A 25,165-nucleotide genomic window follows, 5' to 3' on the forward strand; every position below is an offset into this window, starting at 1 on the left:
AAGAAGCCGTCTCATAAGTCAATTATGGGGCGGTTTTTTGTTTTAGGGGATTAAGATAGGCCATTAGTCAAGCCGGACCGTAATGACTTAATTTGGAGATGCGTTCTTGTTTGGCGCTTGTTTTTTGGGGATAAAAAGCCTTTTTTCTCAGGCTTTCCACTTTCTGAGGTTGTGTGCGATGGACAGCAAACCTATTTCGACCTCGGTTTTGGATATTCCTTTCAGCAGAAAGCGCCTGAAGCCATGATTATGCTTCAGGTTTGCGAACACCGGTTCTACATCAGCGGCTCTTCGCTTTCGGTATTTGATGCCTTGTTCTGTATTTAACCTTTCTTTGGCCGCCTGCTTGTGTAAGCGCAGGCTATGATTAATCTCGACGATGCGGTTACCCTGCCCGTCATGGCAAACACCCCGCATCGGACAACCTTTACAGTTCTGCGCCCGGTAACGGCTGGTCAGTTGCACAAACCCTGATGAAGTGGCCCTGTGACCATCACCGATGTGCTGCATGCGCTGACCCATCGGGCAAACCAGGTAGTTCTCCTGTTCATTGTAGTACAAACTGTCATTACTGAAGGCCTTGGTACCTTCTTTCTGCTCTTTATCAAAGGTGTTATACTTGATGTAAGCCTCTATGCCTTTTTGTTGCAATATTCCATAGTTCTCATCCGAGCCATAACCGGCATCGGCAACTACGGCTTTCGGTTTTTCATTGTACAGGGCTTCATATTCGGCAATGTGTGACGGCAGGGTTCCATAATCTGTTGAGGTTTGGTGAAGTGAATAATTGAGAATGAACTGCTCCTGGGTGGAGATCTGCAGGTTATAAGCCGGTTTAAGCTGACCGTTCAGCATATGGTCTTCTTTCATCCGCATGAAAGTGGCATCCGGGTCGGTCTTGGACATACTGTTACGTCCTGCCAGTAACTTCTCCTGTTCATTGTACCTGGTCAAATTCTCCGGCCAGTGCTTCTTCGCGTAGTTCAGCTTTTGCTTTACCTTCTTGTCAACGTCTTCCTTGTCTTCTAAGGCCGCATTGATCTTTGCGATGGTTTCCTTTACTTTTTCCGGGTTGATCTCGCTGTATCCCAGCGGTGCGGTATCCTTCAGTTCTTCTGCGGCAATGCTTTGCGCATAACCCCACAGCTCATCAAGCTGGGCTTTCATCTTCTCCCTGCTTTTCTTAATGCTTTTGCCCCATACAAAGGTGTACCTGTTCGACGCTGACTCGATCTTGGTACCATCAGTAAATACCGCTTCTTTCAGCGATACGATACCTTCCTGCTGTAATAACAAAACGATCTGGGAGAAAATCTGCTTTAAAATACCTGATAGCTTTTCACTGCGGAAGCGGTTGATCGTATTATGGTCGGGCTTCTTCATGCCCAAAAGCCACATGAAATGTACATTCTGCGCTGCTTGTTCTTCCAGTTTACGTGAAGAATAAGTATTGGTCAGATAACCATAGACCACCAACTTCAGCATTAACCGCGGATGAAAGCTTGACGCGCCTCCGCCTTTATACTTGCGGTTGATCGGTTTAACATCTACCGCATCTACCACTTGTTTAACGATCCGTACCGGATGAGCTGACGGTACCAATTCTTCCAGTTTGTAAGGTAAAAAAGTTAACTGGTCAGGATCATATTCCTTAAAGACTACTTTGCCTCCCATGCCTTTAAGATAACCAAAATCATCCTAAAATAAAAGAGGCCGCCTCACTTTTGAGACAGCCTCTTTTTTTATGCCTGATCTTTTAAAACATCAGGCTAATCGCTTATCCTTATCAAAAGATATACTACGGATTTAATTTAGATTTTAGTCGGGTAGAATTGTCATAAGTCCGACGAAACCCCGGCTTAAGTCCGGCTTAAGTCCGTTAAAGGAGTCTAGCCGTCTTTTTTGCGAACCGTCGTTTCGACCGCAGTGGAGAAATATTTGCAATGTGTTTTATACGACTTCAGCTTTAAAAAAAACAAGCGGTTAAACGGGATATAACTTAACAAAAGAATAAATTCATCAGACCGAATTTCTTGTCATTAATTTTTATGGAGATATGAATAAAAAAATTACTTTTGCAGTCCAATACGGAGAGGTGTCTGAGTGGTCGAAAGAGCAAGCCTGGAAAGTTTGTATACTGGCAACGGTATCGAGGGTTCGAATCCCTCTCTCTCCGCTGAGCGGGGAATTTTACAATTCCCCCGCTTTTTTTCGTATATAAGCAATCCTTTTTCTTTCATTATCAGGTAATTATGTGATAATTCTTCTATCATTGTCGGGGTTCGATACAGCCCGTTTTGATAGTAGAGATTGTTATCGAACCCCAAGCGAACAAGCTCCTGTTTGTCGAGTGTTTCGGCATGTCTGTAGATATACCCGAGGTTGGTAAGCCGTTCGAGGTTTTCGTACAATTTGGTATATACCTTATCCTGATTCTGGTTTAGCCTGCCGATTGCGGCATTGAGGCTAAGCATATTATTGGTGATAATATTATACCACTTTTGGTAGGTTTCATGATTGATTGTATTGGTGATCCATTTTTCCTCGATGGATAGTAGTTTCTTTTCTTCGCAGGCCAGTTCCCTCTGTTTTTCGGCAAGCAGGCTTTTATTGTTTTTGATGCGTAGGTTGACGGCGGTATCACTTTCGTCTTTGATTGCCCTGATGATGTTTTCGGGCAGGCTCATCAGGTCGAATATCTCCTCGAGCTGCTGGTGTGCCTTTTTTGCACTGAGGTTAAGGTGTGTGGTCTTGTTGCACTTATAATAATAGTAGTATCCGCCCCAACGCCCCCTGGATGGAGCGCCGGTCAGAAGTTTGCCGCAATGGCATTTTAGTACGCCGCACAACGGTAATTCATCGATAACGGTAACTTTAGGTTTATCCACTTTTTTCATTTTAAACTGCACGTTCTGCCACGTTACATAATCAATGATCGGTTGGTGGAGTGCCTTGAACAGACCGCCGGGATAGTCTTTGAATGGCTCTACATATTGCATTCCCGCATATACCGGATTTGACAACACCCGCTGTATGGCCTCATTGCCGTTTCTGCTGAACCCCATCTCCCTTGCTTTGTCAAATATGATATATATCGGCACGTTGTTCAGATAGGCATCGTATATATAACGAACAATCTCTGCTTCCCGCTCGTTGATCACCAAATGCCGCTCTTTGCCAACCCCATCCTTGTAATACCCATAGGGAGGGTTCTTATACACATAACGGCCTTCTTTGGCCTTGGCCGTATAAAGACCTCCCCTTACTTTGATACTCCGGTTGATATTGTCCTCTTCGGCAAGCAATAGCTGAAGTCCTGTACGGAAGAAGCTGCCCGGGGTAGAATAGTCGTAGGTAATGCCCTCGGTAACGCTGACGATCTGGATACTGAACTCCATCTGAAGTTTCTTTACCATTTTGATGGCCTCGCCCGCATCGCGGCTGAAACGGTCAAGCTGGTCCACAAGCAGGTAATCCACCGAGCGGTAGTGCTTACGGATAAATGCCTCCAGTTTCTTAAAGTCGGGACGATCAAATGTCCTTGCGCTTTTGCCGCGGTCAATAAAAGTATCCACCAGCTGCACCTGATTGTTTTTTGCCCATTGGTCGGTATATAGTTCCTGCCGCTCAATAGAACCGTTGCTCTGGTGCTTGTCGCTAAACCTCAGGTATCTTATCGCTTTCTTCATGACATTCTTTTAAGGTTGCGTTGATAATAATTTTGACTATTAAAGATACTAATTTCTTTCCGCTCTCGGACAGAGATTGTCTCTTATTTGCTTCATTTGCAGTGATTTCAGCATTTATGTCTGCTGTGCTTTCTTCCTCTACTAATCTTTCCATCACACATCTTTTTTTAATTAAAAAAGCCAGTTGCCGGGCTTTCTTGTTCAGATCGGCTTTTAAGCCATATTTTCACCCGCTCTCCGCCTATTTGGGCTTCAGGGAACGGGCCTTTTGGGTGTGCTGCGCTAATTGCTGCCAGCGGTCAAATGCAACAAGGCAAATTGAGCCGGTGGCTTCGCTTTCAAATGCAAGTGGCAATGCCTGTTTATAGCGGTTGCGTATGACCAATTGGTACAATTGCTGCATCAAGGCCTCATCCGTATGTTTTGCCCGTATAGCGGACAATAATCCGTCGAGGATTTCCTGTTTGGGCCTTAAAGTCAATAGCGCGTCGGCCTGGTACATTCCGCTTGTGCCATCATCGAATGTGACCACAACGGTATCGGCATCCTTTTGCCTGGTAACATGGCCGACATATCCCTGCCTGGCCACCGGATCGGTTGTCAGGTGCGGATGCACCATGACCACTCTACCCTTGCCGGGGTAGTTTCTGTTCTTATTTTTCATGTTCTTTTGCGATATCTGCTTACTGTGCTTCCTGCCAGTCTTTTGCCTCTATTGAAAATGGATAGTTTGCCGTAAGCACCTCTATCTTCCGTTTTGGATTGCCATTCTTGATGTTCACCGTCACGGTCATTTCCTTTCGTGCCGTACACCAGCCGTATTTGCTGATGAAATCGTCCAGCATGGCAGATGGATAGGAAGAGAGCAGGAACCTGCCTTTTATACGGCTTAAAAGGCGCAGCAATGCCTCGTAATCGGCCTGCGTATATCCTTTATAGTGTCCGCAGTTGCTGCCCACATAGGGCGGGTCACAGTAGAAAAACGCTTCCTCGTGATCGCGGCTCTCAATAATATACAGCGCATCCGCGCATTCGATCTGGACCTTTTCCAGCCGTTTTTCATAGGCCTCGGTAAAATTGTCCCTTTTGCCGGCAATGCGTTTGGAGGTAGTGTTGTTTGTTTTGTCAAATCCGAACGGGCCATCCATCTTGGAGGCAAATCCCTGGGAGCAGATTACCCAAACGGCCCAGGCCCTTCGGACGGGGTCAAAAAGGTCGGGGGTTATGGTAAACCACTTCGGCCTGCCGGTAAGCATTGCGGCAGTGCAGGGTACGTTTGATCATCCGTTGCAAGGGCAGGAACTGCTCTTTGATGACCTGGTAAAAGTTAACCAGTTCTCCGTTGGTATCATTGATCACCTCGCAGACCGAGGGCGGCTTGTGAAAGAATACTGCCCCGCCCCCGGTAAAAGGTTCGCCGTACAATACGTGTTCCGGTATGAGCGAGGCAATAAGCGGGGCAAGGGTCTGCTTGCCACCGTAATAGGTCAATGGCGTTTTCATCTTTTTATTTTCCATACTTCACTTCGTCTTTTGCTCGGGTTCAAAGATATTTTTCAGGGCTGCGGAGACTTGGGCGGATTCGAAGGCGTTATCTTTTTACGGGATGCCAGCAGGTTGTCCCTTAGTTGCTTCGCCTTTTCAAATCCTATCCATTTGCCCTTTTCGTTGACCCCGCGTTCAAGCAGGGTAAGCCTGATGAGCGTTACCAGGTTCACGTCCTTGTCCAGCAGCCGTACCAACAGGTTGGTGCCGGTCTGTGCAAACAGCAGCAGCGGGTTCTCATCTTCCGGCAGGCTGCCATCCTTCGCAGCCTGCCGGTATTTTTGGATCAGTTCAGGTGTCATAATAGTTCTTCCTTTTTTATTTCTCTTTCAACGATATGGTTCAAAGTCTTGGACCTTTTGGCTTTTTGGTCATGCTTTTTTTTAGTTGTTCACTTGCCTCCCGCATTCCCACCCATTCGCCCTTCTTGTTCAGTCCCCGGGCTGCCAGCTCCATACGAGCCAGTTCCATCAGGTCGATCTGTTTGTGTACCGCCATGACCAGCAGTTTGGTGGAGGTCATCGAGAAAACAAAGAGCGGATTTTCACTGTCGGGAATAGTGCCCTCCCGAGCCGCAAGGGCATATTTGTCATACTTATCCGTTTTCATGGAAATGATGGTTAAGGGGTCTGTCCGCGTTTCTTACTGGGCGGGCTGCTCCAGTTCACCCTCTGCTGCGGGGCGGTCTTTTTTTTTCGTCCTCCTGCTTTTCCTGCTGCTGTTCTTTGGCGCGAGCCTCTTGCTGGGCCTTAGAGGGCGCCTCCACATCCAAATGTTGCATTTTCTGGTCAAGCACCGTCACGCTTCCTGCTTTTGGATCTACAGAGAGAAAACCTTTCTGCTCTGCGCTGTTGTGCATGATGGTTACCGGAACCAGGTGGGCCTTGCGCAGCGACAATGCAATATCCTCCCTGCCGGAGATGCTCTCCAGTTCTTTGACCGGGATCGCCACTGACTTCAGTACCTCCCCAAGATCGAAGGGATGCTTCTTATAGTAGTTTTCGTGGTAGCTGTTTACCGGGTAGTTGCCATATTCGTCTTTGGGACCTTTGATGTCCAGCGTCAGCCAGGTATTGTACAGTTGGCCTTCCTTGTTGTACAGGTTCTTGTTTACCGACACGAGATCACCGAATTTGAGCATACGGTAAGCTTCTGCCGCGCTGATACGCTTTTCTGCCGGAAAGTTGTGCTGGCGAACTTCACCTTCCCTCAGCTGGTCGCTCTTGAACAGCATGGCATCGTAGGAGTTGAAGTACACCTTGTCCTTTTGCGGATCGTTATCCCTTCTGAAATGAAGTCGGTAAGCGACTTCATCGTCTTTGACCTTTACCGAATGTTCCAGCGTAAACTCCGGTTTACCGGAGTTCAGTTCTGCCTCCAGTTGCCCGTTCAGGCTTTCTCCAAAGCCCTTTTTCCAGAGCTGTTCTTTGAGGTGTTCAAAATTTTCAATGTTCATGATCGTTGCTTTTAAAATATTAGCATTGGCCTACGGACTGTTCTCAGGGTTTCATGCCGTGGCTTTTGTTCTTTTGGGGGCGCGGTGGCCTGTGCCGCAGGGTGGGAATATTTCTTTTGCTGTGTCTTTGCCCGGGATCGTTCCGCGGTTGAGGCCGATGCAGTTCCGGCCAGCGAAAGTCCGGCGGGTCAAACTGCGCTGCTCTTTGCTCACGCCTGCGGGCAATGGCAGCCTTGACTGCCGCCGCAATACGGTGTACCGTTCGCCGCAACAGGCCCGGGTATAGCTGCCGCCTGATACGGGTACGTTCATAGCGAAGCATCAGCATCATCGCACGCTCGTCTACCGGGAGCGCCTTTCCCTGGAATTTATAGTAGAGGCGGTCGTACTCATCCAGCTTCATGCGCTGAAAACTGCGGTCGCGTAACGCTCCGTCCGAAAACAGTTCCCGGAATTGGTGTTCCTGCCGGCTCCAGTTTGAAAGCGCTCCCATCAGCGTTTCCTTTTCAAATGCTTTTTCCATAGTGAATTTTAATTATGAGATAGGCCGGGTGGCTGTCCTCTAGCGCAGCGGCCTTGCCTGCAGCAGCTTTTCGCCGGACAGTTTCAGCGACAGGTTGCGGTCGCCGCCCCGCTCCATCAGTTCTGTTACCAGCCTTTTGCTGTCCGCTATGGTAAACCGGGCGAAGGCCGCGATAATGACCTGGCCACGGTCACTCTCGGGACTACCCTGGCGGGTTACCTGCAAGGCCTGTAATTCGTTATCCTGTTCGGAGGTACGTTTTGCCTTTTTGCGGTCGCGTACAAAAAAACGCAGCGAACCTTCATCATACGGTATATGGCTAAAATTCTTTAACCGGTAGCGCACAAACAGCACATCATCCTTGATGAACAGGCCTTCAAGGGTAAACAAGAGCCTGTAATGGCGCTCATGGACACCTTTAACGAACGGATCGCTGGCGGACACCTTTTCGCCGTAAGCGGATAGCTGCGTACTGTTCAGGCTGACACCCTTAAATACGGCCACTCCGAACGGTGCCGTGCTGCGCAGGTCAATGGTCTGGTTTTGCGGCGTGTCGCTGTAGACGACCGTAAAATCATAGACGTTTCCGTCAGAGGTGATCACGTGCAGGTTGCTGGGCGCAAAATTCTGCTGCCCTGCTTTTACCTTGAGCATATTCTCCACGCCCTTTACCTTTTCCGCCATGACATAGCTGTCGCCACGGTCAGCGGCACGCACTGAAGCGGGAAAGATCAACAGGGAGGTTTTGTTCGTGCTTAGTTCCAGCAAAGTCGCGGACCGTACCGTATCTGCCTTTAGTGGCCCATTCTGTTGGGCATTTGCACGGCAGGTGCCAAGCAGCACTGCCAGGCTTAAGATCAAATTTTTCATCATCATTTTTGACTTTTTTAGTTTTGTTATCGGATCAATTGTTTTCCTGTTTTGCCTTTCCGTCCAGCAGCAGCACAGGATAGCCTGCTTTGACGGTCACGCGCAGTAGCTTTACCTTTTTACTGAATAGCCCCTTGGCAGCCTCAACGCCCGCAGAAGCTGCCTGGGCCCCGATGGATGGGTCAAGGCTCATGAGCTGTACACTTTGCAGCGCACGGTCCGCACCATCTTTGGAGGCCTCCCGGCTGATGGTGCCCGGGATACGGATGCCCTCGATACCATCAAGGTCATAAACCGAGAGGTTTACCGGGATCAGCTTGTTTACCGTACGGATGGCGGTGATATCCGCCTTAAGGCGTTCGCCGTCGATGCTGCACTTGCCAAAAACAAAGCTTCCCTGCGGCACCAGCGCGCCACTGACCAGTACCGCTTCATTGAGTCTGAGTTTGAGTGTAGCACCCGCCGTAAGCACCTGCGTCTGTTCGGTCCTGGCGGAAATGGCATCGGTGATACCGGTATCCGCCGGTGCATTACTTTCATCCAAACCATAAAAACCCGATGTCTTTTGAGCGGAATTGGGCATGATAGCTGCCGAAAGGTCTTCAGCAGGTTCGGACACCGGATAAACGCGGCCGCGGTTCTTCAGGGATTTCTGGCGTAGTTCCTCTCGGACCAGCCCTGGATTTTGTATGCTGCGGATCTTTTCAAGCATTTCGTTCAGCTGAGCCATCTGAGGGTCGGCGTTTTCAGGGGCTGACCCTTCCTGTAAGGACTGGAGGCGTTCCCTGAGCGCTTCGCTATCCGAATACACGTAATCCGTACCGGACTGGGGCTGCGGCTGGCGGACCAGTTGCTGGAGCTGTTCCAGGCGGGCACGTATCCGGGCTTCATTGGGATCATTGCCATAAGCTGGGCTATAGGGATAGCCGGGCAAACTACCCGGTGCCGTACCGGTCAAACCTGTACTGCTGTCTTGCGGCAACGGCAGGCTGTCCATAACCATACCTGCATCCAGGTTCGTACTATCGGACGGGGACTGGTTATACAGGCTCATCTTATCGAGCGGATCAGCCGAAAGCTGCGGGGCGGGAAGGGAGGTATTCATACCCTGCTTTTGCCCTTCGGTCGTTTGCGTGATTCCTTTTCCGCCACCCAGCGCCCAGAAAGCGAGCGTAATGAAAGGGATTGCCAATAAGGGCAGGATCAGCAGGAACCTGCGCCTTTTGTCGTTGTTTTCTGTTGTACTGTTCATAGTCGTCTTTATTTTTTTGTCGTTTTTAAATAATGTTGGGTACTGTCGCTGACCGGCGGCATGGGAAGGCCTGGCATGTCATGGTTCGGCGGCAGGATAAAAGTGGCTGCGGCGGGAGGTCCTGCCCCGGCAGCCCTCAGCAGCAAATAAGAGCAGTAGCCACCGGCCAGTGCGCATAACAGTATCAGCGCGACTTTTTTCTGGCCCAGGCTCATGCGGGCTTCCAGTTTTTGGAGGGCTTTTACGGCCTTTTCCCTTAAACGGGAGCGGAGCGCTGCCAGGAGCCTGCCTGCCCGGTGGCGCAGCGGAGGGGATGATAGCGGGACTGTTCGTTTCATGGTCATTGTCGTTTTTGGATGTCCTTATCATTGTTTTCCAGAATGCGCCAGCGTTCGATCAGGAAGCCGTGGGCATTGTTATCGGACCGGGAGACGTTGCGCAGGTAGCCCTCGGTAAGCAGGCTGCGGGTCAGGATGGCAGTGGGCCTGATGATACGCTGTGTACCGTAATAGCGGAAATAGTACGGGTACGAAGACATATCCAGCCGGATGCTGTCCATAGCGAGCTGCTGGCTGATATTGCCCGAAATAACCGAGTTATAGTAGCCGTTTTCCTTCAGGTCTTCATACTGCCGTGCAGCGGTGTTGTCTGCCAGGTAAAGCGCCTGTTTGAGGTTGTTTTCGATCACCTTGTCATCGGGGTCGAGGGTAAAGAAAAAATAATGGAAGCTGCGGATATGGTCGCGGGCCTCTACCTCGATGTTGTCCCTGCGGTCGGTAGCTAAAGCCGACAGGGCCTTTCCACTGCTGAGCAGGTAGATGCGCTCGCCGGTTTTGCTGACCATGCGGTAACTTTCGTACACCACAAAGCAGCAGATGGCCATGCAGGCACCGATCAGCACAAAACTGAATAGGCGCACGTGCTTAAAAGCGGTTTCGATGTTGTTTAATTGGCGGAACATAGTTTTGCCTCTCTGCCCGTTTGCGGGGCAGTCTTTTTTTATTCGTTAAAAGATCAGATCAGTACTTTGGCTACTGTAGCGGCTCCCTGGGCAATCTGGCCGGGAGCGGAACTTACCTTTTGGGTGAGGGCATCGGCACCACCGGGCTGGATGATATACCCCGCCACCGTAGGCACGGTAAAGTAGCCGACGATGCCCATGATCATAAAGATGATATAGGTCGTACTGGCGAAAAAGTTGTTATCCAGGGTCAGCATATTCTCCAGCAAGGTGCTGATGATGGCACCGAAGATGTTGGCCACCGGCAGCCACATATAAACGTTCACGTAACGGGCAAACCAATTGGAAAGGCTGTGCCCAAAGCCGTCGAACACGGACAGGCCGAGCACCAGCGGACCGAGCAGTACCAGTATGATCAGGTAAAAGGTCCTGACGGTGTTGATGCATAGCGCGGCTGCCTGGTAGAGTACCTGCACCACTACGCGGACAAAGTTTTTGGCCATGCTCTTAAAGCTGAAGTAGCTGAAAATGCTGCCCATATCCGCCTGGTCGGCATTTGCCCCCTCCGGCTGGCTATACTGTTCCCATTGCTGCCCCTGCCCGTTGTTGTAGATACCTGGCGGCGGGGCCTGTGTGGCGGCCTTCTCTTCCTGATCCAGTTGCCAGGCTATGGCCTGCCCGCTGTTTTTGGAGAGATCGCGGGTAGCCGATACAACCGGGGAAAGCACCCCGTTCATCAGGTTGACCAGCGCCGGGAACAGCAGGATGGCGAGCCCGATGGCAAATGGTCTCAGCAGCGGGTAAAAGTCGATAGCCTCGGCACGGGCGAGGTGTTTCCATACCCTGACTGCCACAAACCATAAAGCGGCAAAGCCACCGATGGCACGGCCCACGTCCATCATCAGCGAACATTTGGGCAAAAATTGGTTGAAGAGCTTTTCGAGCTCTCCGTTCAATCCGCTGATATTGTCCCCGAAGCCCTGGGCCTGGGACAGCAGCGGCAATGCCAGGCAGATTGCTGCCAGCATCATTGTTCTGCGTACACTCTTTTTCATACTGCACATTTTTTAAGTAAATCTTTAATTGTCTAGTGACGCTGCCCGGATAGTATCCTGCCATTTGCCGCATCCTGCTGCGTGCGCTGCCGTAAGGCATCGGCATCAGCTGCCTTGCGGTTAAATACCCGCAGAAAGGACAGCCTTTGCTTCGTTTCTGCATCAATGCGGTCGATCTGCTTTAGGCGTTCATCGTCGCTCATCCGCAGTTCGCTGTCTGTCAGCACCAGGCTCAGCTCATCGAGGCTGCGCAGGCTGGCTTCAAACAGGTTGTTGTATACCGAACCCATATAGCTGAGCTCAGCTGCGGTGAACCTGCCCCCTTTTTTAAAGCGGGCATAGGCAGACTGATACTCGCTGAGCAATTGTCCCTGGCTACGGATAATATCCGCCACGCGGCTGTAGCTGCGCAACCGCGGATTGACCTTGAGCAGGCCTTTTAGGAACAGGTCGTGCAGGTTGAAGTTTCCCTCGGACAGTCCTTTGATGGTGGAATAGCCGTTGTTCAGCGTCTGGTATCCGTTTTTCATCTGCGAGAGTATCTGCTTGAACTGGGCCAGTTTCTCAATATTGAGCGCCAATTGCTCCAGCTCCTGCTCCTGGGCATAAGTTTCAGGTATGTTCCAAAGGCAGGATCCTATTGCCGTCACCACCAGAAGGGCGTATTTTCTTATCGTTCTCATCATCATAATTTTTTTTATCAATTTCCCGGATCAGGCCGCCGTATGGGGCGGCAGCAAGGAGTAGCGGCAGGGCCGCAGTCCGTTGCCCATAAATTTTTGTTTCGGCCGCCCCGGCTGGCCTTGCCTGCCGGGGCTTCTGCCGATATCCCTAAACATGGCAGTTGCCCGTACATTCGCCCCAGCTTTCGTCCTGGTACACGTCGAAGGCAATGTCAGCGAGCGGACGGCAGGAACGGTGGAGGTATACCGGGTTATGGATGCCCGCTCGGGTGCTGTTGCGGATAGACTCATCTACCGCAACGGCTGCTGCAAAATCTTCCGGTTCATGCTTTTTTCTCAATGCCCAGCTGCGGTCGCTCTGGTAGGGACAGAATACGCAGGAGGATTTTGGCGGAACGGGCAGGCCATGCAGCAGGTACCAGCGTACAATATCCTCGCGGCTCATCGGCCTGCCCCAATCAAGCCTTTGGGCTTCTTCTCTGCTCGAGATACGCTGTGCAAGGAACGGGTAGATCTTTACCTCCCAGGCATTCTGCGGTGGCGACATGCGCTGTATTTCATCCAGGCTGATCCCCTGCCAGCAGGCGGTCCGGGGCCTGCGGGACCCCTTGGGCAGACCGTAGATTCCGTCGCGGATATGGTCCTGGATGACCATGATCTTATACTCTGCGGTACATTGCCTGCGCAACATGCCTACCGAACCGTCACTGTTCTGCGTGAAGGCGGGAATGGAAGTAAACCTGTTCTGGCCCTTGCCTTTTTCCAGCAGGGATTGGTAAAGGTTCTTTTCCCGCAGTACGGTAATAGGTATGCCCTTGTTCCGGTCACTCCACCCGAGCAGGAAATCAAGGTACGCGTAAGTACCCCTGCCTTCTTTGCCCGTGTCCTACGAATATGGCATGATCTGCCCGCGGCAGCTGCCCCATACAACTCATCAGGTACATGGCCGTACTTTGTACTCCCATCCCCAGTGATATGATCTGCACCATTGCTCTTTCACTTTTTCTGCTATCACTAATTTTGAATTGCGCCCTGCCTACCAGCCGTACATTTTTTTAAGGTTGGACCGGTCTTTATGTTCCCGCTTCCGCTGGTCCGAGAGCTATACTATTTTCCGGTTTATTGATGCGCTGCCGGTGTAAATGCGCTGCATTTGGGCATATAGCCTGTCTATTGCCGAAAGGCGGGCATCGTCGGTCATTTTAAGCCTGCCGCTGGAAACCACCAGCTGCAATTCCTCCATATTGGCTTCGGCCTGGCCCAGTAATTGTCGGTAGGAAGCATTGAAGTCCATCAGTTCCGTATCGCTGAGCTGCTTTTCTGCGGCCGCGTACCTGTACGCCTGGTTGTGGGCCTGGATCATCTGCCCCTGCATCCGGGCAATGGCACCTACTTTAGGGTACGTCCTGACCCGGGAGCTTACCCGGGAGAGGCTGTCGAAATAGGCGCTGTGCAGGCCCAGGTCCCCTGTTTTGATAGTTGAAATGGATGCCGTGCCGTTTCGGGCTATATCGTAGCCCTTGCTGAGATATTGTTCGTAGACCCTGAGCGCCACCAATTGTTCCAGCAGCCGCTTTTTCAGGGTCTGTCCTTGGTTGAATACCGATACCTGGGCGAATGCACCGGTATGGAACAGCAGTACCGATAACAGCATTTAATAAACTTCATATACGTTAATAAAATACGGGAAACTGTATCCGGAATTTTGATATACGTAATAATTAATTTACATATCATAATGTCAATAATACCGCTACATCATAGACTGATTCGTGTAAAATTCCCGTTTGTAGATATCCTATAAACTGAAGGGTTTATGTAAAAAACTTTATTTTGACTACATTCTTAGGTAAACTCGACCATCAGATTATAAAGGATAAACTCTCTCAAAAATGAAACGATACGCTCCTCTTATTCTCGGAATCGTGCTAGCGATTTCTCATGATTTGCATGCTCAGAAACTAGCCTTCAGCTATGACGCCTCTGGCAACCAAACCGAGCGTCGCTGGGTATGTATAAATTGTCCATCGGCCAGGCAAATGGCTTCGGATAAGAAAACCCTTGCTAAGTTCAATAACGAAGAAATCGGCAATGGTCTTACCACAGAAAGAGGATTGAAGGCTTATCCCAATCCTTTGAAAGAGCTCTTGAATCTTTCCTGGGGCGCTCCCGAAAAAATCTTCCTTAAGACGATTGATATATACAGTGTGGGGGGAAATACTGTATTTAAAAAGTCGTATGCCCCATCAGACAGGCAGACGAGCATCCCGTTTCAAGAGTTTCCCCCCGGTACGTATCTGCTGCTAGGCAGATACTCTGATGATAAAACCGAAACGATTAAGCTTATCAAACACTAACCTCTCATATCTAAACCGCTATCCCATGAAAATCCTTATCGCACCGATCCTAATATTATTTAGTCTCGGACTTCAACCATCCAATGCCCAGCAAAAAGGAGACACGACCAGGAAAAAAAATGACACTACAAAAACCACCGTTGCACAAATAACAGAACTTAAGTTTAACAAAGGAGAGACTCCAGTTTTTAAAACGGATACTTTGAATCTGCAGTTGAAAAAACCCAAGGGCAGCAAGATCTTAAATGCGTCAAAAAATGTCGAATATCCGCCAGGAGATCCTATAGACCCTACAGACCCCGGAGATCCGCCGATCGATCCTGTTGATCCCGTAGATCCGGGCGACCCTGGCAATCCACCAACTTCCGGCTCAGGTGTTGATGCAGGCAGAATGGCCGGTGGCCTGGACGTATCACCTACGGGGGCTGCGACTTATTCGATTCCCCTGACACTCCCTCCGGGCTTAGGTAAAGTAGTCCCTCAGATTTCTGTCGTGTACAACAGTCAGGCAGGCAATGGAACTTTAGGCATTGGATGGAATCTTTCTGGACTATCTGCGATAACCAGAATATCTGCAACTACGTTTCATGACGGCTTTATTGGAAGCACCTATTGGGATTCCAAAGACAGATTTGCGTTGGATGGTCAGCGCTTAATCTTAAAAAGTGGAACATACGGAGGTGACGGGGCGGAATATCAAACCGAAAGCTATTCAAACATAAGGATTTTTTCCAGGGGAGAATCGGGGATAGGACCTGACTACTTTGAAGTTCTTATGCCAGATGGATCTAAAGCCTTTTATGGGCTTGGTGGTGCTTCTGAAACCAATATGACATGGGCTATAACCTATTCGGAGAATCCTCTTGGGGCTCGGATTAGTTATTATTATAACCTTAGCAACAACTCCTTATCCATTTCCCGAATTGAGTACGGCAGTTTAGGAAATGCTGCTGGTATCAATAAAATATTATTCAATTATGGCTATGGCAGTCACGGAGAACAGTCATACAGCGGGGGTACACAATCTTACAATTCCAGCCTGTTGAACAAGATCTCGGTTATTGCTAACGGAAACGGGTTCAGAAATTATCATCTTAGCTACAATACCGTAGCCGATCTGAACTATCAGCGGATAACAGCTATCCAGGAGTATAACGGAGATGAAACAAGGATGCTGCAACCGGTTTATTTTACCTATGGTGGAACAGGCGCGGTTATCCCCTCAAGTACGATTTCCAATTTTGGCATTTCAAATATAGCAGCCACTAATTCCGAAGTTGTAACTGCAGATTTTACAGGCAACGGAACCATGGATCTGTTATGGTACAACAAAACAGACAAAACCAAATTTTACGCTTTTTATGATATGGTCCCGAACGGATCAAATTATCAGTGGGGAGCCCAGGTTAACACAGGTGCATTTACCGATATTTTTCCTGCTACCTGGCTAACATGGAATGAAAAGATTATACCTGGCCAAGGGATGCTGGTCGTAAAGAAACCGAGCTCGAATTCATATCTCTTTGACATGTATTCATCTGGAACGGTATCCCCCGTTTACCATCAGTATAATAAAGTATGGGATAACACTCCGGTCGGCCCGAATTATTATTCCGATTGTGATTTTCAGGAGCATACCGGCGTTCCCTTAAACATGAAATTTGTCTCTGGGGATTTTAATGGAGACGGGCTAACGGATTTAATCGCTGTGAGCGAGGCATTAACAGTAACCGGCGAAAGCATGGAATACTATTATGACCCTTATGATGACCGGGCCAGCTACTACTACTGCGATCAAAAATTAAACTATGTTACCTCGTCTGCGTATTTTATCAATATGGACCGTCGTGTCACGAGCAATTTTGTCGTTTCCCTCGGAGCTTTGAGCCAATTTTACATAAATGGCGAACAGCTTTATACCGGTGATTATAACGGCGACGGCAAAACTGACATTCTCCATATTCGGAGTGGCTCAATGTATGTCTACTCAATGAATGCAATCAATGCCCTTGAATTGCTGTGGTATACCAATGATTCGCGCATTGCACTTGATAGACCTATTCTTCAGGGTGATTACAACGGGGACGGTAAGATGGATATCATGTTCTCTACCGGTAACAACTCGCTGTTTGCCACATTTATATCGACCGGAATGGCATTTTTAAAACATGAGCAATCTCAGCCTTTTAATAATGCAGCACCTTATTGGTCACCAGGCGCAGGTTCGGGATATGAAGTTCTTCGTCAGTATTATTTGGTTGCAAACGACGTTGATGGCGACGGTAAAACAGATATAATAAGGGCCGAAACAGTTACCCAAAACGGCGTGAACGGGGGCACTATAAACCTTAATATCTATCACAATCTCGGAGTGCCCTCTGCTGGCTCAGCTCCTGGCTTCGGATCATCATATTCCATGAGCCAGTTCACAAACCTAAAACACAATCCAATTCCATTATTCTTAAGTCCGAATAATATTAACTATCGGCCAGAATTCGGTTTCATAAGCGATGGTACTATTTCGCTTTTTAAATTTCAGAAAGAATTCAGAAGGGAAGTACAAGTAACAGGGATCGCCCAGGACGGGATAAATTATTCTTTGACCTATAACGAATTGAATGGAACACAAGGCAACCAGTTTTCGCCGGTCTATGAGGGCGGTACCAACCAAATTTATCCATACATTGACCACAGCATTCTTCAAGGTGTATACGCAGTAAGCAAAATTACACGAACGTACAATGGTGGTCAGGTAAGCCAAGTGTTCAATTATAAAAATGCTGTTAGCCATGCGGGAGGATTGGGTTTCCTGGGATTCGGTGAACTTACACGCAGTAACTGGCATATTGACGAAAATGATAACAACAGGATTTTTGAAACTAATATTTTTGATCCACAATTAAGGGGGGCATTAATACGCAGTTTTACATCAAAATCCACCTACATAAGTCCGTCTATAAAATATCTAGCACTAACAACCACATCCTCCAGCGATGGGGCAACGCTAAGTGATTATATTAAAAGGGCTGATCAGGCTTACAGTTCACAACTGCTTGCCAATAAAGTTTTTGTTAACGTCCCGGTGGGAACGTTGGAAAAAGATATGCTTAGTGGTACTTTCTTGAGTAACATCCTGGAATACGACGGCTATTATAATCTTTCTAAAAGCACTCTCAACCTAAATGGGGCCGGATCAAAAATATCAGAGGCGACCTATGACAACAATCCCTCTGCAAATTACATCGGAAGGCTTTTAACCAGCAAAATCACAAACAATAATAGTTCTGACAGTTTTAGTACTGAAGAACAATACGCCTACAGCGGCTTTCTGCCGGTGCAAGTAAAGAAGAAAGGTAATGGCACAGGGTGGATTACTGACTTTTTTGAATATGATGTGTTTGGCAATGTCATTCAGAAAATTACAGCTGAACCAGGTGGAGCGCAGCGGACCACTTCCATGAGTTATGACCCTACGGGTAGGTTCAGGATTAGCGCTACAAATATTGAAGGGATGAAATTAACAAGTACCTACGATAACAGCACCGGCAGCGTACTGTCGGTGACTAATCCGTATGGGCAGACTTCTACAACTACATATGACGCCTGGGGAAGGGTTGTTTCCAATACTGATTTTCAAGGTAAGTCTACTACCAGGTCGTATACAGCTAGCTTATTAGGAGGAGTTACTACAACTGAGGTTAACCAAGAAGGTAGTTCAGTTACGACTTTTGTCAATGTCTTCGGTCAGAAGACTGGCGGCTACTCTAAAACTATTTTTGGAAATTACGTTGGTACGGCAATTGAATATGATATCTACGGGCGTCTTTACCGTGAAAGTGAGCCGGCACAGTCAGGTTCGGCCAACCAATGGAATTATACTTCGTATGACGGTTATGGCAGGGTTAATCAAACTATTAGCTTTACCGGAAAAACAACCAACTATAGTTACAGTGGTGTTAATGTTACCGTTAACGATGGAACGAAGAGCGTTACCACGACCAAAAATGCAATGGGGCAGATAGTAAGGGTTCAAGATCCGGGAGGCACGATAGACTATCAATATTACGCCAACGGGAACATTAAACTGTCCGACTATTCAGGCATTGCCCAAGCCCAGGAACAGGATGGTTGGGGCAGAAAGACTAAGCTTATTGACCCGTCTGCTGGGATTTACGAGTATCAGTATGATGGCTGGGGACAGCTTATTAAGGAGTCAACACCAAAAGGCGTGACCGATATTACCTATGATGCCCAAGGTAAAATATTAAAGAAAAAGCTAACTGGAGATAATACTCTAATGGAGTCCGACTACACCTACGACCCAACGACAAAAATGCTTATAGGAATTTCTATGACGAATTCTGACGGAAACAACACCAACTATTCGTACAGTTACGACTCTGAAATGCGGTTGAGCAGTGTTGTAGAAGACAACCTGCATGCGCGTTTTACCAAAAATTTCACTTACGACAGTTTTGGGAGGCCCAGTACTGAAAGTTACGAGGCGAAGAACAAGGCAAACAACATTACAGCAAATAAAACCATCGAGTTTCAATATCAGAATGGGGAACTTTTACAGACTACATTACAGGGAACAGGTCAAATAATCTGGAAAGTAAGTGCTGTTGACGGAAAGGGGAATATGACCGAGGCCATGCAGGGAACAGCGTTAAAAAATACATCACAGTATGATAACTATGGGCTTCCTCAAACAAGTTTACTTGAAAACGTTTCAAGTACTCCGGTAACTTTAATGAATTTGGGCTATAGTTTTAATGCGCAAAGGGGATTATTGAACTCCAGAACCAATAGTGTTTTTAATTGGAGCGAGAGCTTTAGCTATGATACTCAAAATCGCCTGAGGGGGTTCAACGATAACCATGGCAATAACACCCAAGAATATGACGATCGCGGGCGAATAACAGATAACAGCCAATTAGGGAGTTACAGTTATGACGGTAACACATATCGGCAGAGTGAATTATTACTTAATAGTGGAGCCAATCCGTATTATCAGAACGATCGCCCGCTGCAGCAGATAAGTTTTAATGCGTTTAAAAGCCCGGTCGACATTACCGAGCAGGGAAAGGAGCGTATAAGTTTTCAATATAACGCTTCAATGGGTCGTGCGCACATGTACTTTGGAGATGAACAGGGCGACAAGATGCTTCGGAGATATAGAAGGCACTATAGTGAGGATGGCGGAATGGAAATCACCAATGATATTATTACCGGGCAAACCAGTTTTATATTTTACTTGACCGGGGATGCCTATAGTGCACCCGCCATATGGAAGGAGATACATGGAAGTGGACAGAACATCCAGTCGCTATACTATCTTCATAGGGATTATCTCGGGAGTATTGTTATGGTTACCGACGATCAGGGTTCGGTGGTTGAGAAGCGGCAGTTTGACGCTTGGGGCAATATTGTGAAACTACAGGACGGGGCGGGCAATAATCTTTCAGCTTTCTTAATACTAGACCGTGGGTATACCGGGCATGAGCATCTACTTGGAGTAGGCTTGATAAACATGAACGGCCGTTTGTACGACCCTAAGCTCCATAGATTTTTATCTCCGGACAATTTCATACAAGATCCTTATAATACCCAGAACTATAACCGCTATGCCTATGCGATGAATAACCCTCTAATGTTTACAGATCCCAACGGTGAATTTTTACACCTTATCATTGGTGCTTTTATCGGAGGTTTTGTTAATTGGATCGCGAACGGAGCTGAATTCAGTTGGAAAGGACTGGGCTATTTTGGCGTCGGTGCCATTGCGGGAGCATTGGGGGCTGGTGTTGGAGCTGGCGTAAGTTCCGCGTTGGCCGGTACCGGGTTCGGCGCTGGTTTTGTAGGCGCAGGTACAGTTGGCGCAATAGGTTCCGGTTTTCTTTCAGGATTTACCGTCGGTGCAGCAGCAGGAGCTGCAGGTGGATTTGCGGGCGGCCTTGGAAATGGGCTCATTGGCGGTGAGTCGTTTGGCAGAGCGTTAGGTTCTGGTTTGAAAAATGGAGCGTGGGGTGCAATAGGTGGAGGCCTTGTTGGTGGAATTGCAGGAGGTGTAGATGCAGCCTTAGATGGACGGGATTTCTGGAGTGGTTCAGGCGAGTCTTACCATGAGCTTCGTTCAAGCATTCAGTCGGCAGATGGACAGTACTCGTCCACAGCCGACCTTCGAGCTGACTATCAGCAAAATATTGCAAGCCGGGACGGTATGCGTCTTGAGGATATCGAAACCAAACTAAAGACTTCCCTTTCACGGGCAGACAACACCAATGTTGGATCACAATACAGTGTTGGGGATGATGGAGTCATATACGGGAAAAACGGACATACTGTAGCAGGTTTAACCATTCCTAGATATGAGGGCACCTTCGCTTCGAAACTTGTCGGAACCAGGATTGTAATCGCCCCATACGTTAAATCAATGGATCTTCCGTATCGTGTTATGATCATCAAGCACGAGATGATGCACGCATGGCACAATACCTTCTCTTCTGCGTCAATAATGAACAGATATTCAGAAAGGGCAACTTCGGCATACTCTTTGGCATTTGCAAAATCGTATGGACTTTACTCAACATGGATAGATGGGTCGCGTAGTTTGGTTGGACATTATCCACGTACGTTTAGCTGGAGAAGATTCGCTCAGATTATTCCATTGTGGATAAACCCTTAAGTTGACAAGGCAGAAAAAAGCCGAACTGGAGGCTTTAATTTTAAATCGTAATAGAAAAATAAAAAAAGATATGAGTAAGGTAAGCCTTTGTTTGATAGCAATGATATTTTTGGTGTCATGCGGACAAAATAAAAAATATGACCAGAACCAATATAATATTCAATTCCTTTACAACCCGTGGATTAATCTGGACTTTAATACTGGTGTAGTCGAAGTATCCGTGGCGAAATATCGGGATACGATACATATAGCTGAAAAGGACAAAAAATTGATCATGGATTCTTTTAATGACAACGGCATTGGAAGTCTCGAAGGAAATATTTTTGTGGACAGTAAGCGAGCAATAATGCCTCCAGACAATTTTCAATTTAAGGTGATCAAGGGACGCAAGAGATTGTCTGATATTACCGTGAGCAACACCGACCCGATAACTGATGGAAAGAACAAGCGCATTCTGAATTTTAAGAAGACAGTAGCGGATGTTTTAAATCGGAACAACGATTTTAAGGCAGCAAAACAGGCTTTTGCCCAATCTGGTGTAGTTATTTATTAGACAGGCATAAGATGAAGTAACGATTGTTGCGCGAACGAATGTGCCGCTAAAAGCAGGAGATACAATTTGAAATGTACAAGCCAATTTTTACTCTTCCGAATATTTTTAATAGCCAACTGTTCGGGCTTGCAGCCTTTTTGATCTTTGGAATATATGGTGGTGCGGCGGGTGCGCAGTCAATAGAAAATATCAGGGTCGACGGGAGCCGTAGCAGTAACCTGTTAACTTCCGTTCCATTTTTATTGATAACGCCGCAGGCAAGAGCCGGTGCCATGGGCAATGCTGGTGTTGCAATTGATGCGGATGCTAATTCACCTTCGTTAAATACGGCAGCGTTGGCAAATCTTAAAGAAGTTAGTTCTGGATTTTCCTTTAATTACAGTCCATGGCTAAAAAATCTGACTCAAGGAATAAGTCTTTCCTTTTTGAGCGGCTATTACAGGATTGACCAGCGGAACACCATCGCAGGTTCTTTCCGTTATTTTTCAATTGGTGACGTGAATTTCTTTGACGATAACCAGCAGGAGCTTGGGATTTTCAATCCGAATGAATTTGCTGTAGATGTGGATTATGCCCGAAGCTTCGGTCCTGAGTTCTCACTGGGAGGTGGCGTGCGTTTTATTTATAGTAACCTGTATAGTGGACGTTTTACTTCTGGAGGTCAAACAGGCAGCGGCAAAGCTGTTGCAGTAGATGTATCAGGGCTGTATAGAAAAGAGGGATACCTTTTTGGCGGGGCGACAGTCTGGTCAGCTGGTTTTAGTATCTCAAACATTGGCACCAAGATCTCATACAACATAGGGGACAGCCCTTATTTTCTACCAGCCAATCTAAGAATTGGTGGTGCGGCGACGGTGGTAGGCCAGGAGAGCAAACTAATTTTAGCTTTGGATCTTAACAAATTGCTTGTCCCTACCCAACCGGTTTATGATGCAAACAGAAATATCCTAAATGGTGTTGATCCCGATCGCTCGGTACCATCTGGTATCTTTGGGTCTTTTAGCGATGCACCTGGGGGGTTGAATGAAGAATGGCAGGAGGTGGGTATATCCACGGGACTTGAATTTTCGTTTAAGGAAAAATTTGCGATAAGAGCAGGATATAATTATCAAAATCCGAATAAGGGAGACAACAGCTATCTGACGCTTGGAGCAGGTTTCAAATACAATGTATTGACGGTCGATTTTTCTTACCTGGCAGGTTCTGTCAATAGTAGCCCGCTTGCCAACACGCTTCGGTTTGGCCTGCAGTTCGCGTTTTCTAAAAAACGGCATGTACCCAATTAAAAGGTAGTGATCAAATCGAATTACTGGAAGAATAATGATGACCTAAACCTCTTGAGAGGGGCTATTTTCAGCTATCCAGCGCCTGAAATTATGTGCCAATATTTTACTCGCGCTTACCTGCTCTTTATAGGGAGGCCGAAGTGTTACACCAATCTTGCCATACGCTAAAGGCGCGTAGGATACTATTGCTGCTCGGTTAACGATCATATAGCGTGCGACACGAAAAAATGTATGCTGATCCAATGCTTTTTCGATTTGTTCGAGGCTCTGAGAAATCACAAAGTCTTCCCCTTCAAATTTCCTGAGAAACACATGACCATTGTATCGGTAGAAATAGGCAATCTCCGATGTAAGGATGGGAACGCTGCTTGAAAAGGTATGAGCTATGAAGGTATCTTTTTGCAATGGCAATGTCGTATCCACACTTTCTTGGGCTACAACATTTCCATAGCCAATTGCGTCAACTGGGGTAACCTTTGAGTGTTTGAAAAGATAGTACACCAAATAGTAACCATTAAAAATGGTTATCAGAAGCGAAATAAACGGAAGCGCATACCGGTGATAGTTGGTAGTAAGGATATTTACCCCATAGGCTGCAAAGTAACCTGCAGCAAGCAGAAATGTAACAACGGTAGGGAGGATGATGCCCAAAAAGATCTGCATACTGATCCGTTGCGGAAGTTTTGTTGTCCAAGGGTACACACGGTCAAGATAAACAGTTACCCGATACACTGCATATACAATCAAAAAGGTGATGACCAGGCTGCTTAAAAATTCGATGTAAAATATTTTTGTGAGTAGCTGGCTGAGCAGCGGCTGGCTGCCGCCAAACTCGGTTACAATGAAAGCGCCTACAAAGGATGCAACAAGGCGGAAGGTAAGGTCATTGTAGGGTATGGCTTTATAGAAAGATTTGGTTGTAGTTGACAGCAGAATTATATCAGGAGCAGTTTGTACAATAAATATATCACCCTCCTGAAATTTGCGTTTTTATCGAAATATTTGGCTAGCGACCCGACACTCATTGCCAAATGCAAAGAATATTGTGATTATCTTGGTTTGGGTAATCCGTGGCTTTTCGGGAAATTCTTTATGGAGCTGTTAACTTATTCGCATAGCCGCGAAAACTCTAGCCAACATTTTCTAGATGTCTCCCAAATACCTCCTAAATTGGTTGATGATTACACATTCTCAAGAAATGGCAGCGTAAAAAAAGCTGATAAAAATATCTCGATAACGTTTGAGATTATCCCAAAACCGTTTTACAAGCTTTTTGAAATATACCCAATGGTTCTTGACTATAACTATTTTCAATATGCCATTGACCAGGGCTTTTTCTTCAATTTCTATCAGAAGACTTCCTTGAAGAGTAGTGATAGATTCAAGAAATATGAAGATTTTAAGGGCTACATAGGACTGCATTTTTTTGAACAGTTTCTCGTTAAAAAATACATTGAAGCCATATTCTATAGGGTAGGACAGAAAGTAATCAGCACGGAAAGGTATCAAGATTTTATAGTCAAATCTGCTGCAAAAAACATTCTGATATTTGAGGTGAAGATGGCAGACCTCCATGCGAACGCTATTGAAAAGATGGATTTCGCAGCCTTCATAGATTTTATCGACAATAGTTTTCTCTCCACTAAAGAGGTGAATGGGAAGAATAAAGGTGTTTCCCAAGTTATTAAACAGGTCCAGCACCTAGCCGAAACGAATTCGGAACTAAGGGAGATGTTAGACATTAAATCTGCTGACTGCATGAATATTTATCCGATTATAATTTATTCTGACACTAATTTGGACATTGGAGGCGTTAACCGGTATGTGAATACCACATTTCAGAATCGGATACATGAACTTGGCCTGAAAGCACATTTTCAGTCTGTAAAACCTTTATTAATGATGAATGTAAACACCTTAATAGAGTGTTTCGCCCTTCTAAAAAAGAGTCCGCTGACGCTTACGGACTGGATCAATAGTTACTTTAAAAGTGTTTCGGGATGGGAAAAAAGATATAGCAGGGAAAACAATGCATATGTTTATTTCCAGCTCAATAGGTCTTTCTCTGCATACATGAAATCTAAACTGCCTCCGGATGTTTTCGACTCCAATCTTCGTGAAACGCGAAGGTCTTTCGATTTGGACATCGTAGATTTTGGAAAGGATCTGCCCAATGAGAGTAACAATCTCGAAAACGAGCGTTAATATCGTATCAATCAAACAACGTTACTAATCCATTATTCTTTA

23 protein-coding genes, 1 tRNA gene and 1 pseudogene are annotated in these 25,165 nt (G+C 47.0%); 6 read left to right on the forward strand and 19 right to left on the reverse strand.

What is annotated here, in order from left to right; translation table 11 throughout:
• Nucleotides 1-147: 147 nt before the first annotated feature.
• Nucleotides 148-1,674 (reverse strand): IS1182 family transposase, encoded by a 1,527-nt coding sequence (locus BM107_RS18985; protein ID WP_090978827.1) that lies wholly within the window; start codon nucleotides 1,672-1,674, stop codon nucleotides 148-150.
• A gap of 415 nt (nucleotides 1,675-2,089) precedes the next feature.
• Between BM107_RS18985 and BM107_RS18990 the strand changes: the two genes are divergently transcribed.
• Nucleotides 2,090-2,176: transfer RNA gene (locus BM107_RS18990), tRNA-Ser, on the forward strand.
• 724 nt (nucleotides 2,177-2,900) lie between these two features.
• On the opposite strand, the pseudogene BM107_RS25345 reads toward BM107_RS18990, so the two are convergent.
• From BM107_RS25345 to BM107_RS19075, 17 genes and pseudogenes are all read right to left on the reverse strand, one after another.
• A pseudogene (locus BM107_RS25345) lies at nucleotides 2,901-3,689 on the reverse strand (recombinase family protein); the annotation flags it as partial.
• Nucleotides 3,658-3,843, reverse strand: coding sequence for a hypothetical protein (locus BM107_RS19000; RefSeq protein WP_090986249.1), 186 nt, complete (start codon nucleotides 3,841-3,843; stop codon nucleotides 3,658-3,660). The gene BM107_RS19000 and the pseudogene BM107_RS25345, both read right to left, overlap by 32 nt.
• A gap of 87 nt (nucleotides 3,844-3,930) precedes the next feature.
• On the reverse strand, nucleotides 3,931-4,353 hold the full coding sequence (locus BM107_RS19005; RefSeq protein WP_090986251.1) for a hypothetical protein: 423 nt from the start codon (nucleotides 4,351-4,353) through the stop codon (nucleotides 3,931-3,933).
• Between the two features lie 19 nt (nucleotides 4,354-4,372).
• Nucleotides 4,373-4,837, reverse strand: coding sequence for a DNA adenine methylase (locus BM107_RS24950; protein ID WP_208864418.1), 465 nt, complete (start codon nucleotides 4,835-4,837; stop codon nucleotides 4,373-4,375).
• A gap of 58 nt (nucleotides 4,838-4,895) precedes the next feature.
• Nucleotides 4,896-5,207 carry a DNA adenine methylase gene (locus BM107_RS24955; RefSeq protein ID WP_208864419.1) on the reverse strand — a complete coding sequence of 104 codons (312 nt, stop codon included), beginning with the start codon at nucleotides 5,205-5,207 and terminating at the stop codon, nucleotides 4,896-4,898.
• A gap of 38 nt (nucleotides 5,208-5,245) precedes the next feature.
• On the reverse strand, nucleotides 5,246-5,536 hold the full coding sequence (locus BM107_RS19015) for a hypothetical protein (RefSeq protein ID WP_090986253.1): 291 nt from the start codon (nucleotides 5,534-5,536) through the stop codon (nucleotides 5,246-5,248).
• 40 nt (nucleotides 5,537-5,576) lie between these two features.
• On the reverse strand, nucleotides 5,577-5,843 hold the full coding sequence (locus BM107_RS25395; RefSeq protein WP_090986255.1) for a hypothetical protein: 267 nt from the start codon (nucleotides 5,841-5,843) through the stop codon (nucleotides 5,577-5,579).
• Between the two features lie 55 nt (nucleotides 5,844-5,898).
• Nucleotides 5,899-6,690, reverse strand: a complete 792-nt coding sequence (locus BM107_RS19025) for a hypothetical protein (protein ID WP_090986257.1) — start codon at nucleotides 6,688-6,690, stop codon at nucleotides 5,899-5,901.
• 43 nt (nucleotides 6,691-6,733) lie between these two features.
• Nucleotides 6,734-7,213 carry a hypothetical protein gene (locus tag BM107_RS19030; RefSeq protein WP_090986258.1) on the reverse strand — a complete coding sequence of 160 codons (480 nt, stop codon included), beginning with the start codon at nucleotides 7,211-7,213 and terminating at the stop codon, nucleotides 6,734-6,736.
• A gap of 39 nt (nucleotides 7,214-7,252) precedes the next feature.
• Nucleotides 7,253-8,089 (reverse strand): conjugative transposon protein TraN, encoded by an 837-nt coding sequence (gene traN / locus BM107_RS19035; protein WP_090986260.1) that lies wholly within the window; start codon nucleotides 8,087-8,089, stop codon nucleotides 7,253-7,255.
• A gap of 28 nt (nucleotides 8,090-8,117) precedes the next feature.
• Nucleotides 8,118-9,335, reverse strand: a complete 1,218-nt coding sequence (traM, locus tag BM107_RS19040) for a conjugative transposon protein TraM (RefSeq protein WP_090986261.1) — start codon at nucleotides 9,333-9,335, stop codon at nucleotides 8,118-8,120.
• An 8-nt stretch (nucleotides 9,336-9,343) separates the two neighbouring features.
• On the reverse strand, nucleotides 9,344-9,673 hold the full coding sequence (locus tag BM107_RS19045) for a hypothetical protein (RefSeq protein WP_134204234.1): 330 nt from the start codon (nucleotides 9,671-9,673) through the stop codon (nucleotides 9,344-9,346).
• A gap of 2 nt (nucleotides 9,674-9,675) precedes the next feature.
• Nucleotides 9,676-10,296 carry a conjugative transposon protein TraK gene (gene traK / locus BM107_RS19050; protein ID WP_090986265.1) on the reverse strand — a complete coding sequence of 207 codons (621 nt, stop codon included), beginning with the start codon at nucleotides 10,294-10,296 and terminating at the stop codon, nucleotides 9,676-9,678.
• A 53-nt stretch (nucleotides 10,297-10,349) separates the two neighbouring features.
• A complete protein-coding gene (gene traJ / locus BM107_RS19055; RefSeq protein WP_244278861.1) occupies nucleotides 10,350-11,351 on the reverse strand; it encodes a conjugative transposon protein TraJ in 1,002 nt (333 codons plus the stop codon).
• A gap of 32 nt (nucleotides 11,352-11,383) precedes the next feature.
• A complete protein-coding gene (locus BM107_RS19060; protein WP_244278862.1) occupies nucleotides 11,384-12,040 on the reverse strand; it encodes a TerB family tellurite resistance protein in 657 nt (218 codons plus the stop codon).
• Nucleotides 12,041-12,182: 142 nt separating this feature from the next.
• Nucleotides 12,183-12,689, reverse strand: a complete 507-nt coding sequence (locus BM107_RS19065) for a hypothetical protein (RefSeq protein ID WP_090986271.1) — start codon at nucleotides 12,687-12,689, stop codon at nucleotides 12,183-12,185.
• A 447-nt stretch (nucleotides 12,690-13,136) separates the two neighbouring features.
• Complete coding sequence (locus BM107_RS19075) at nucleotides 13,137-13,688, reverse strand: hypothetical protein (RefSeq protein WP_090986275.1); 552 nt, start codon at nucleotides 13,686-13,688, stop codon at nucleotides 13,137-13,139.
• Between the two features lie 238 nt (nucleotides 13,689-13,926).
• Here BM107_RS19075 and BM107_RS19080 point away from each other — a divergent pair, with 238 nt between their 5' ends.
• The 4 genes from BM107_RS19080 to porV all read left to right on the forward strand — a co-directional run bounded on the left by BM107_RS19080 (nucleotide 13,927) and on the right by porV (nucleotide 22,918).
• Entirely contained in the window at nucleotides 13,927-14,391 is a 465-nt protein-coding gene (locus BM107_RS19080; RefSeq protein WP_090986277.1) for a T9SS type A sorting domain-containing protein, read from the forward strand.
• Nucleotides 14,392-14,416: 25 nt separating this feature from the next.
• A complete protein-coding gene (locus BM107_RS19085; RefSeq protein WP_134204232.1) occupies nucleotides 14,417-21,079 on the forward strand; it encodes an RHS repeat-associated core domain-containing protein in 6,663 nt (2,220 codons plus the stop codon).
• A 1-nt stretch (nucleotide 21,080) separates the two neighbouring features.
• Nucleotides 21,081-21,632, forward strand: a complete 552-nt coding sequence (locus BM107_RS19090; protein WP_090986281.1) for a hypothetical protein — start codon at nucleotides 21,081-21,083, stop codon at nucleotides 21,630-21,632.
• Between the two features lie 71 nt (nucleotides 21,633-21,703).
• Nucleotides 21,704-22,918, forward strand: a complete 1,215-nt coding sequence (gene porV, locus BM107_RS19095) for a type IX secretion system outer membrane channel protein PorV (RefSeq protein ID WP_134204231.1) — start codon at nucleotides 21,704-21,706, stop codon at nucleotides 22,916-22,918.
• Nucleotides 22,919-22,960: 42 nt separating this feature from the next.
• Here the strand turns inward: porV and BM107_RS19100 are convergent, their stop codons facing one another.
• Nucleotides 22,961-23,620 (reverse strand): LytTR family DNA-binding domain-containing protein, encoded by a 660-nt coding sequence (locus BM107_RS19100; protein ID WP_139222312.1) that lies wholly within the window; start codon nucleotides 23,618-23,620, stop codon nucleotides 22,961-22,963.
• A gap of 249 nt (nucleotides 23,621-23,869) precedes the next feature.
• Here BM107_RS19100 and BM107_RS19105 point away from each other — a divergent pair, with 249 nt between their 5' ends.
• A complete protein-coding gene (locus BM107_RS19105) occupies nucleotides 23,870-25,123 on the forward strand; it encodes a hypothetical protein (RefSeq protein WP_139222313.1) in 1,254 nt (417 codons plus the stop codon).
• The last annotated feature ends 42 nt before the right edge of the window (nucleotides 25,124-25,165 follow it).

Origin of the sequence: Pedobacter suwonensis, assembly GCF_900111825.1 — a bacterium.
Taxonomy (GTDB): domain Bacteria; phylum Bacteroidota; class Bacteroidia; order Sphingobacteriales; family Sphingobacteriaceae; genus Pedobacter; species Pedobacter suwonensis.

What these genes read in the sequence shown, in the direction of transcription:
- BM107_RS18985 (WP_090978827.1), bottom strand. Translation starts at nt 1,674, where the DNA reads ATGGGAGGCAAAGTAGTCTTTAAGGAATATGATCCTGACCAGTTAACT.
- BM107_RS19000 (WP_090986249.1), bottom strand. Translation starts at nt 3,843, where the DNA reads ATGGAAAGATTAGTAGAGGAAGAAAGCACAGCAGACATAAATGCTGAA.
- BM107_RS19005 (WP_090986251.1), bottom strand. Translation starts at nt 4,353, where the DNA reads ATGAAAAATAAGAACAGAAACTACCCCGGCAAGGGTAGAGTGGTCATG.
- BM107_RS24950 (WP_208864418.1), bottom strand. Translation starts at nt 4,837, where the DNA reads ATGGATGGCCCGTTCGGATTTGACAAAACAAACAACACTACCTCCAAA.
- BM107_RS24955 (WP_208864419.1), bottom strand. Translation starts at nt 5,207, where the DNA reads ATGGAAAATAAAAAGATGAAAACGCCATTGACCTATTACGGTGGCAAG.
- BM107_RS19015 (WP_090986253.1), bottom strand. Translation starts at nt 5,536, where the DNA reads ATGACACCTGAACTGATCCAAAAATACCGGCAGGCTGCGAAGGATGGC.
- BM107_RS25395 (WP_090986255.1), bottom strand. Translation starts at nt 5,843, where the DNA reads ATGAAAACGGATAAGTATGACAAATATGCCCTTGCGGCTCGGGAGGGC.
- BM107_RS19025 (WP_090986257.1), bottom strand. Translation starts at nt 6,690, where the DNA reads ATGAACATTGAAAATTTTGAACACCTCAAAGAACAGCTCTGGAAAAAG.
- BM107_RS19030 (WP_090986258.1), bottom strand. Translation starts at nt 7,213, where the DNA reads ATGGAAAAAGCATTTGAAAAGGAAACGCTGATGGGAGCGCTTTCAAAC.
- traN (WP_090986260.1), bottom strand. Translation starts at nt 8,089, where the DNA reads ATGATGATGAAAAATTTGATCTTAAGCCTGGCAGTGCTGCTTGGCACC.
- traM (WP_090986261.1), bottom strand. Translation starts at nt 9,335, where the DNA reads ATGAACAGTACAACAGAAAACAACGACAAAAGGCGCAGGTTCCTGCTG.
- BM107_RS19045 (WP_134204234.1), bottom strand. Translation starts at nt 9,673, where the DNA reads ATGAAACGAACAGTCCCGCTATCATCCCCTCCGCTGCGCCACCGGGCA.
- traK (WP_090986265.1), bottom strand. Translation starts at nt 10,296, where the DNA reads ATGTTCCGCCAATTAAACAACATCGAAACCGCTTTTAAGCACGTGCGC.
- traJ (WP_244278861.1), bottom strand. Translation starts at nt 11,351, where the DNA reads ATGAAAAAGAGTGTACGCAGAACAATGATGCTGGCAGCAATCTGCCTG.
- BM107_RS19060 (WP_244278862.1), bottom strand. Translation starts at nt 12,040, where the DNA reads ATGATGATGAGAACGATAAGAAAATACGCCCTTCTGGTGGTGACGGCA.
- BM107_RS19065 (WP_090986271.1), bottom strand. Translation starts at nt 12,689, where the DNA reads ATGGTCATCCAGGACCATATCCGCGACGGAATCTACGGTCTGCCCAAG.
- BM107_RS19075 (WP_090986275.1), bottom strand. Translation starts at nt 13,688, where the DNA reads ATGCTGTTATCGGTACTGCTGTTCCATACCGGTGCATTCGCCCAGGTA.
- BM107_RS19080 (WP_090986277.1), top strand. Translation starts at nt 13,927, where the DNA reads ATGAAACGATACGCTCCTCTTATTCTCGGAATCGTGCTAGCGATTTCT.
- BM107_RS19085 (WP_134204232.1), top strand. Translation starts at nt 14,417, where the DNA reads ATGAAAATCCTTATCGCACCGATCCTAATATTATTTAGTCTCGGACTT.
- porV (WP_134204231.1), top strand. Translation starts at nt 21,704, where the DNA reads ATGTACAAGCCAATTTTTACTCTTCCGAATATTTTTAATAGCCAACTG.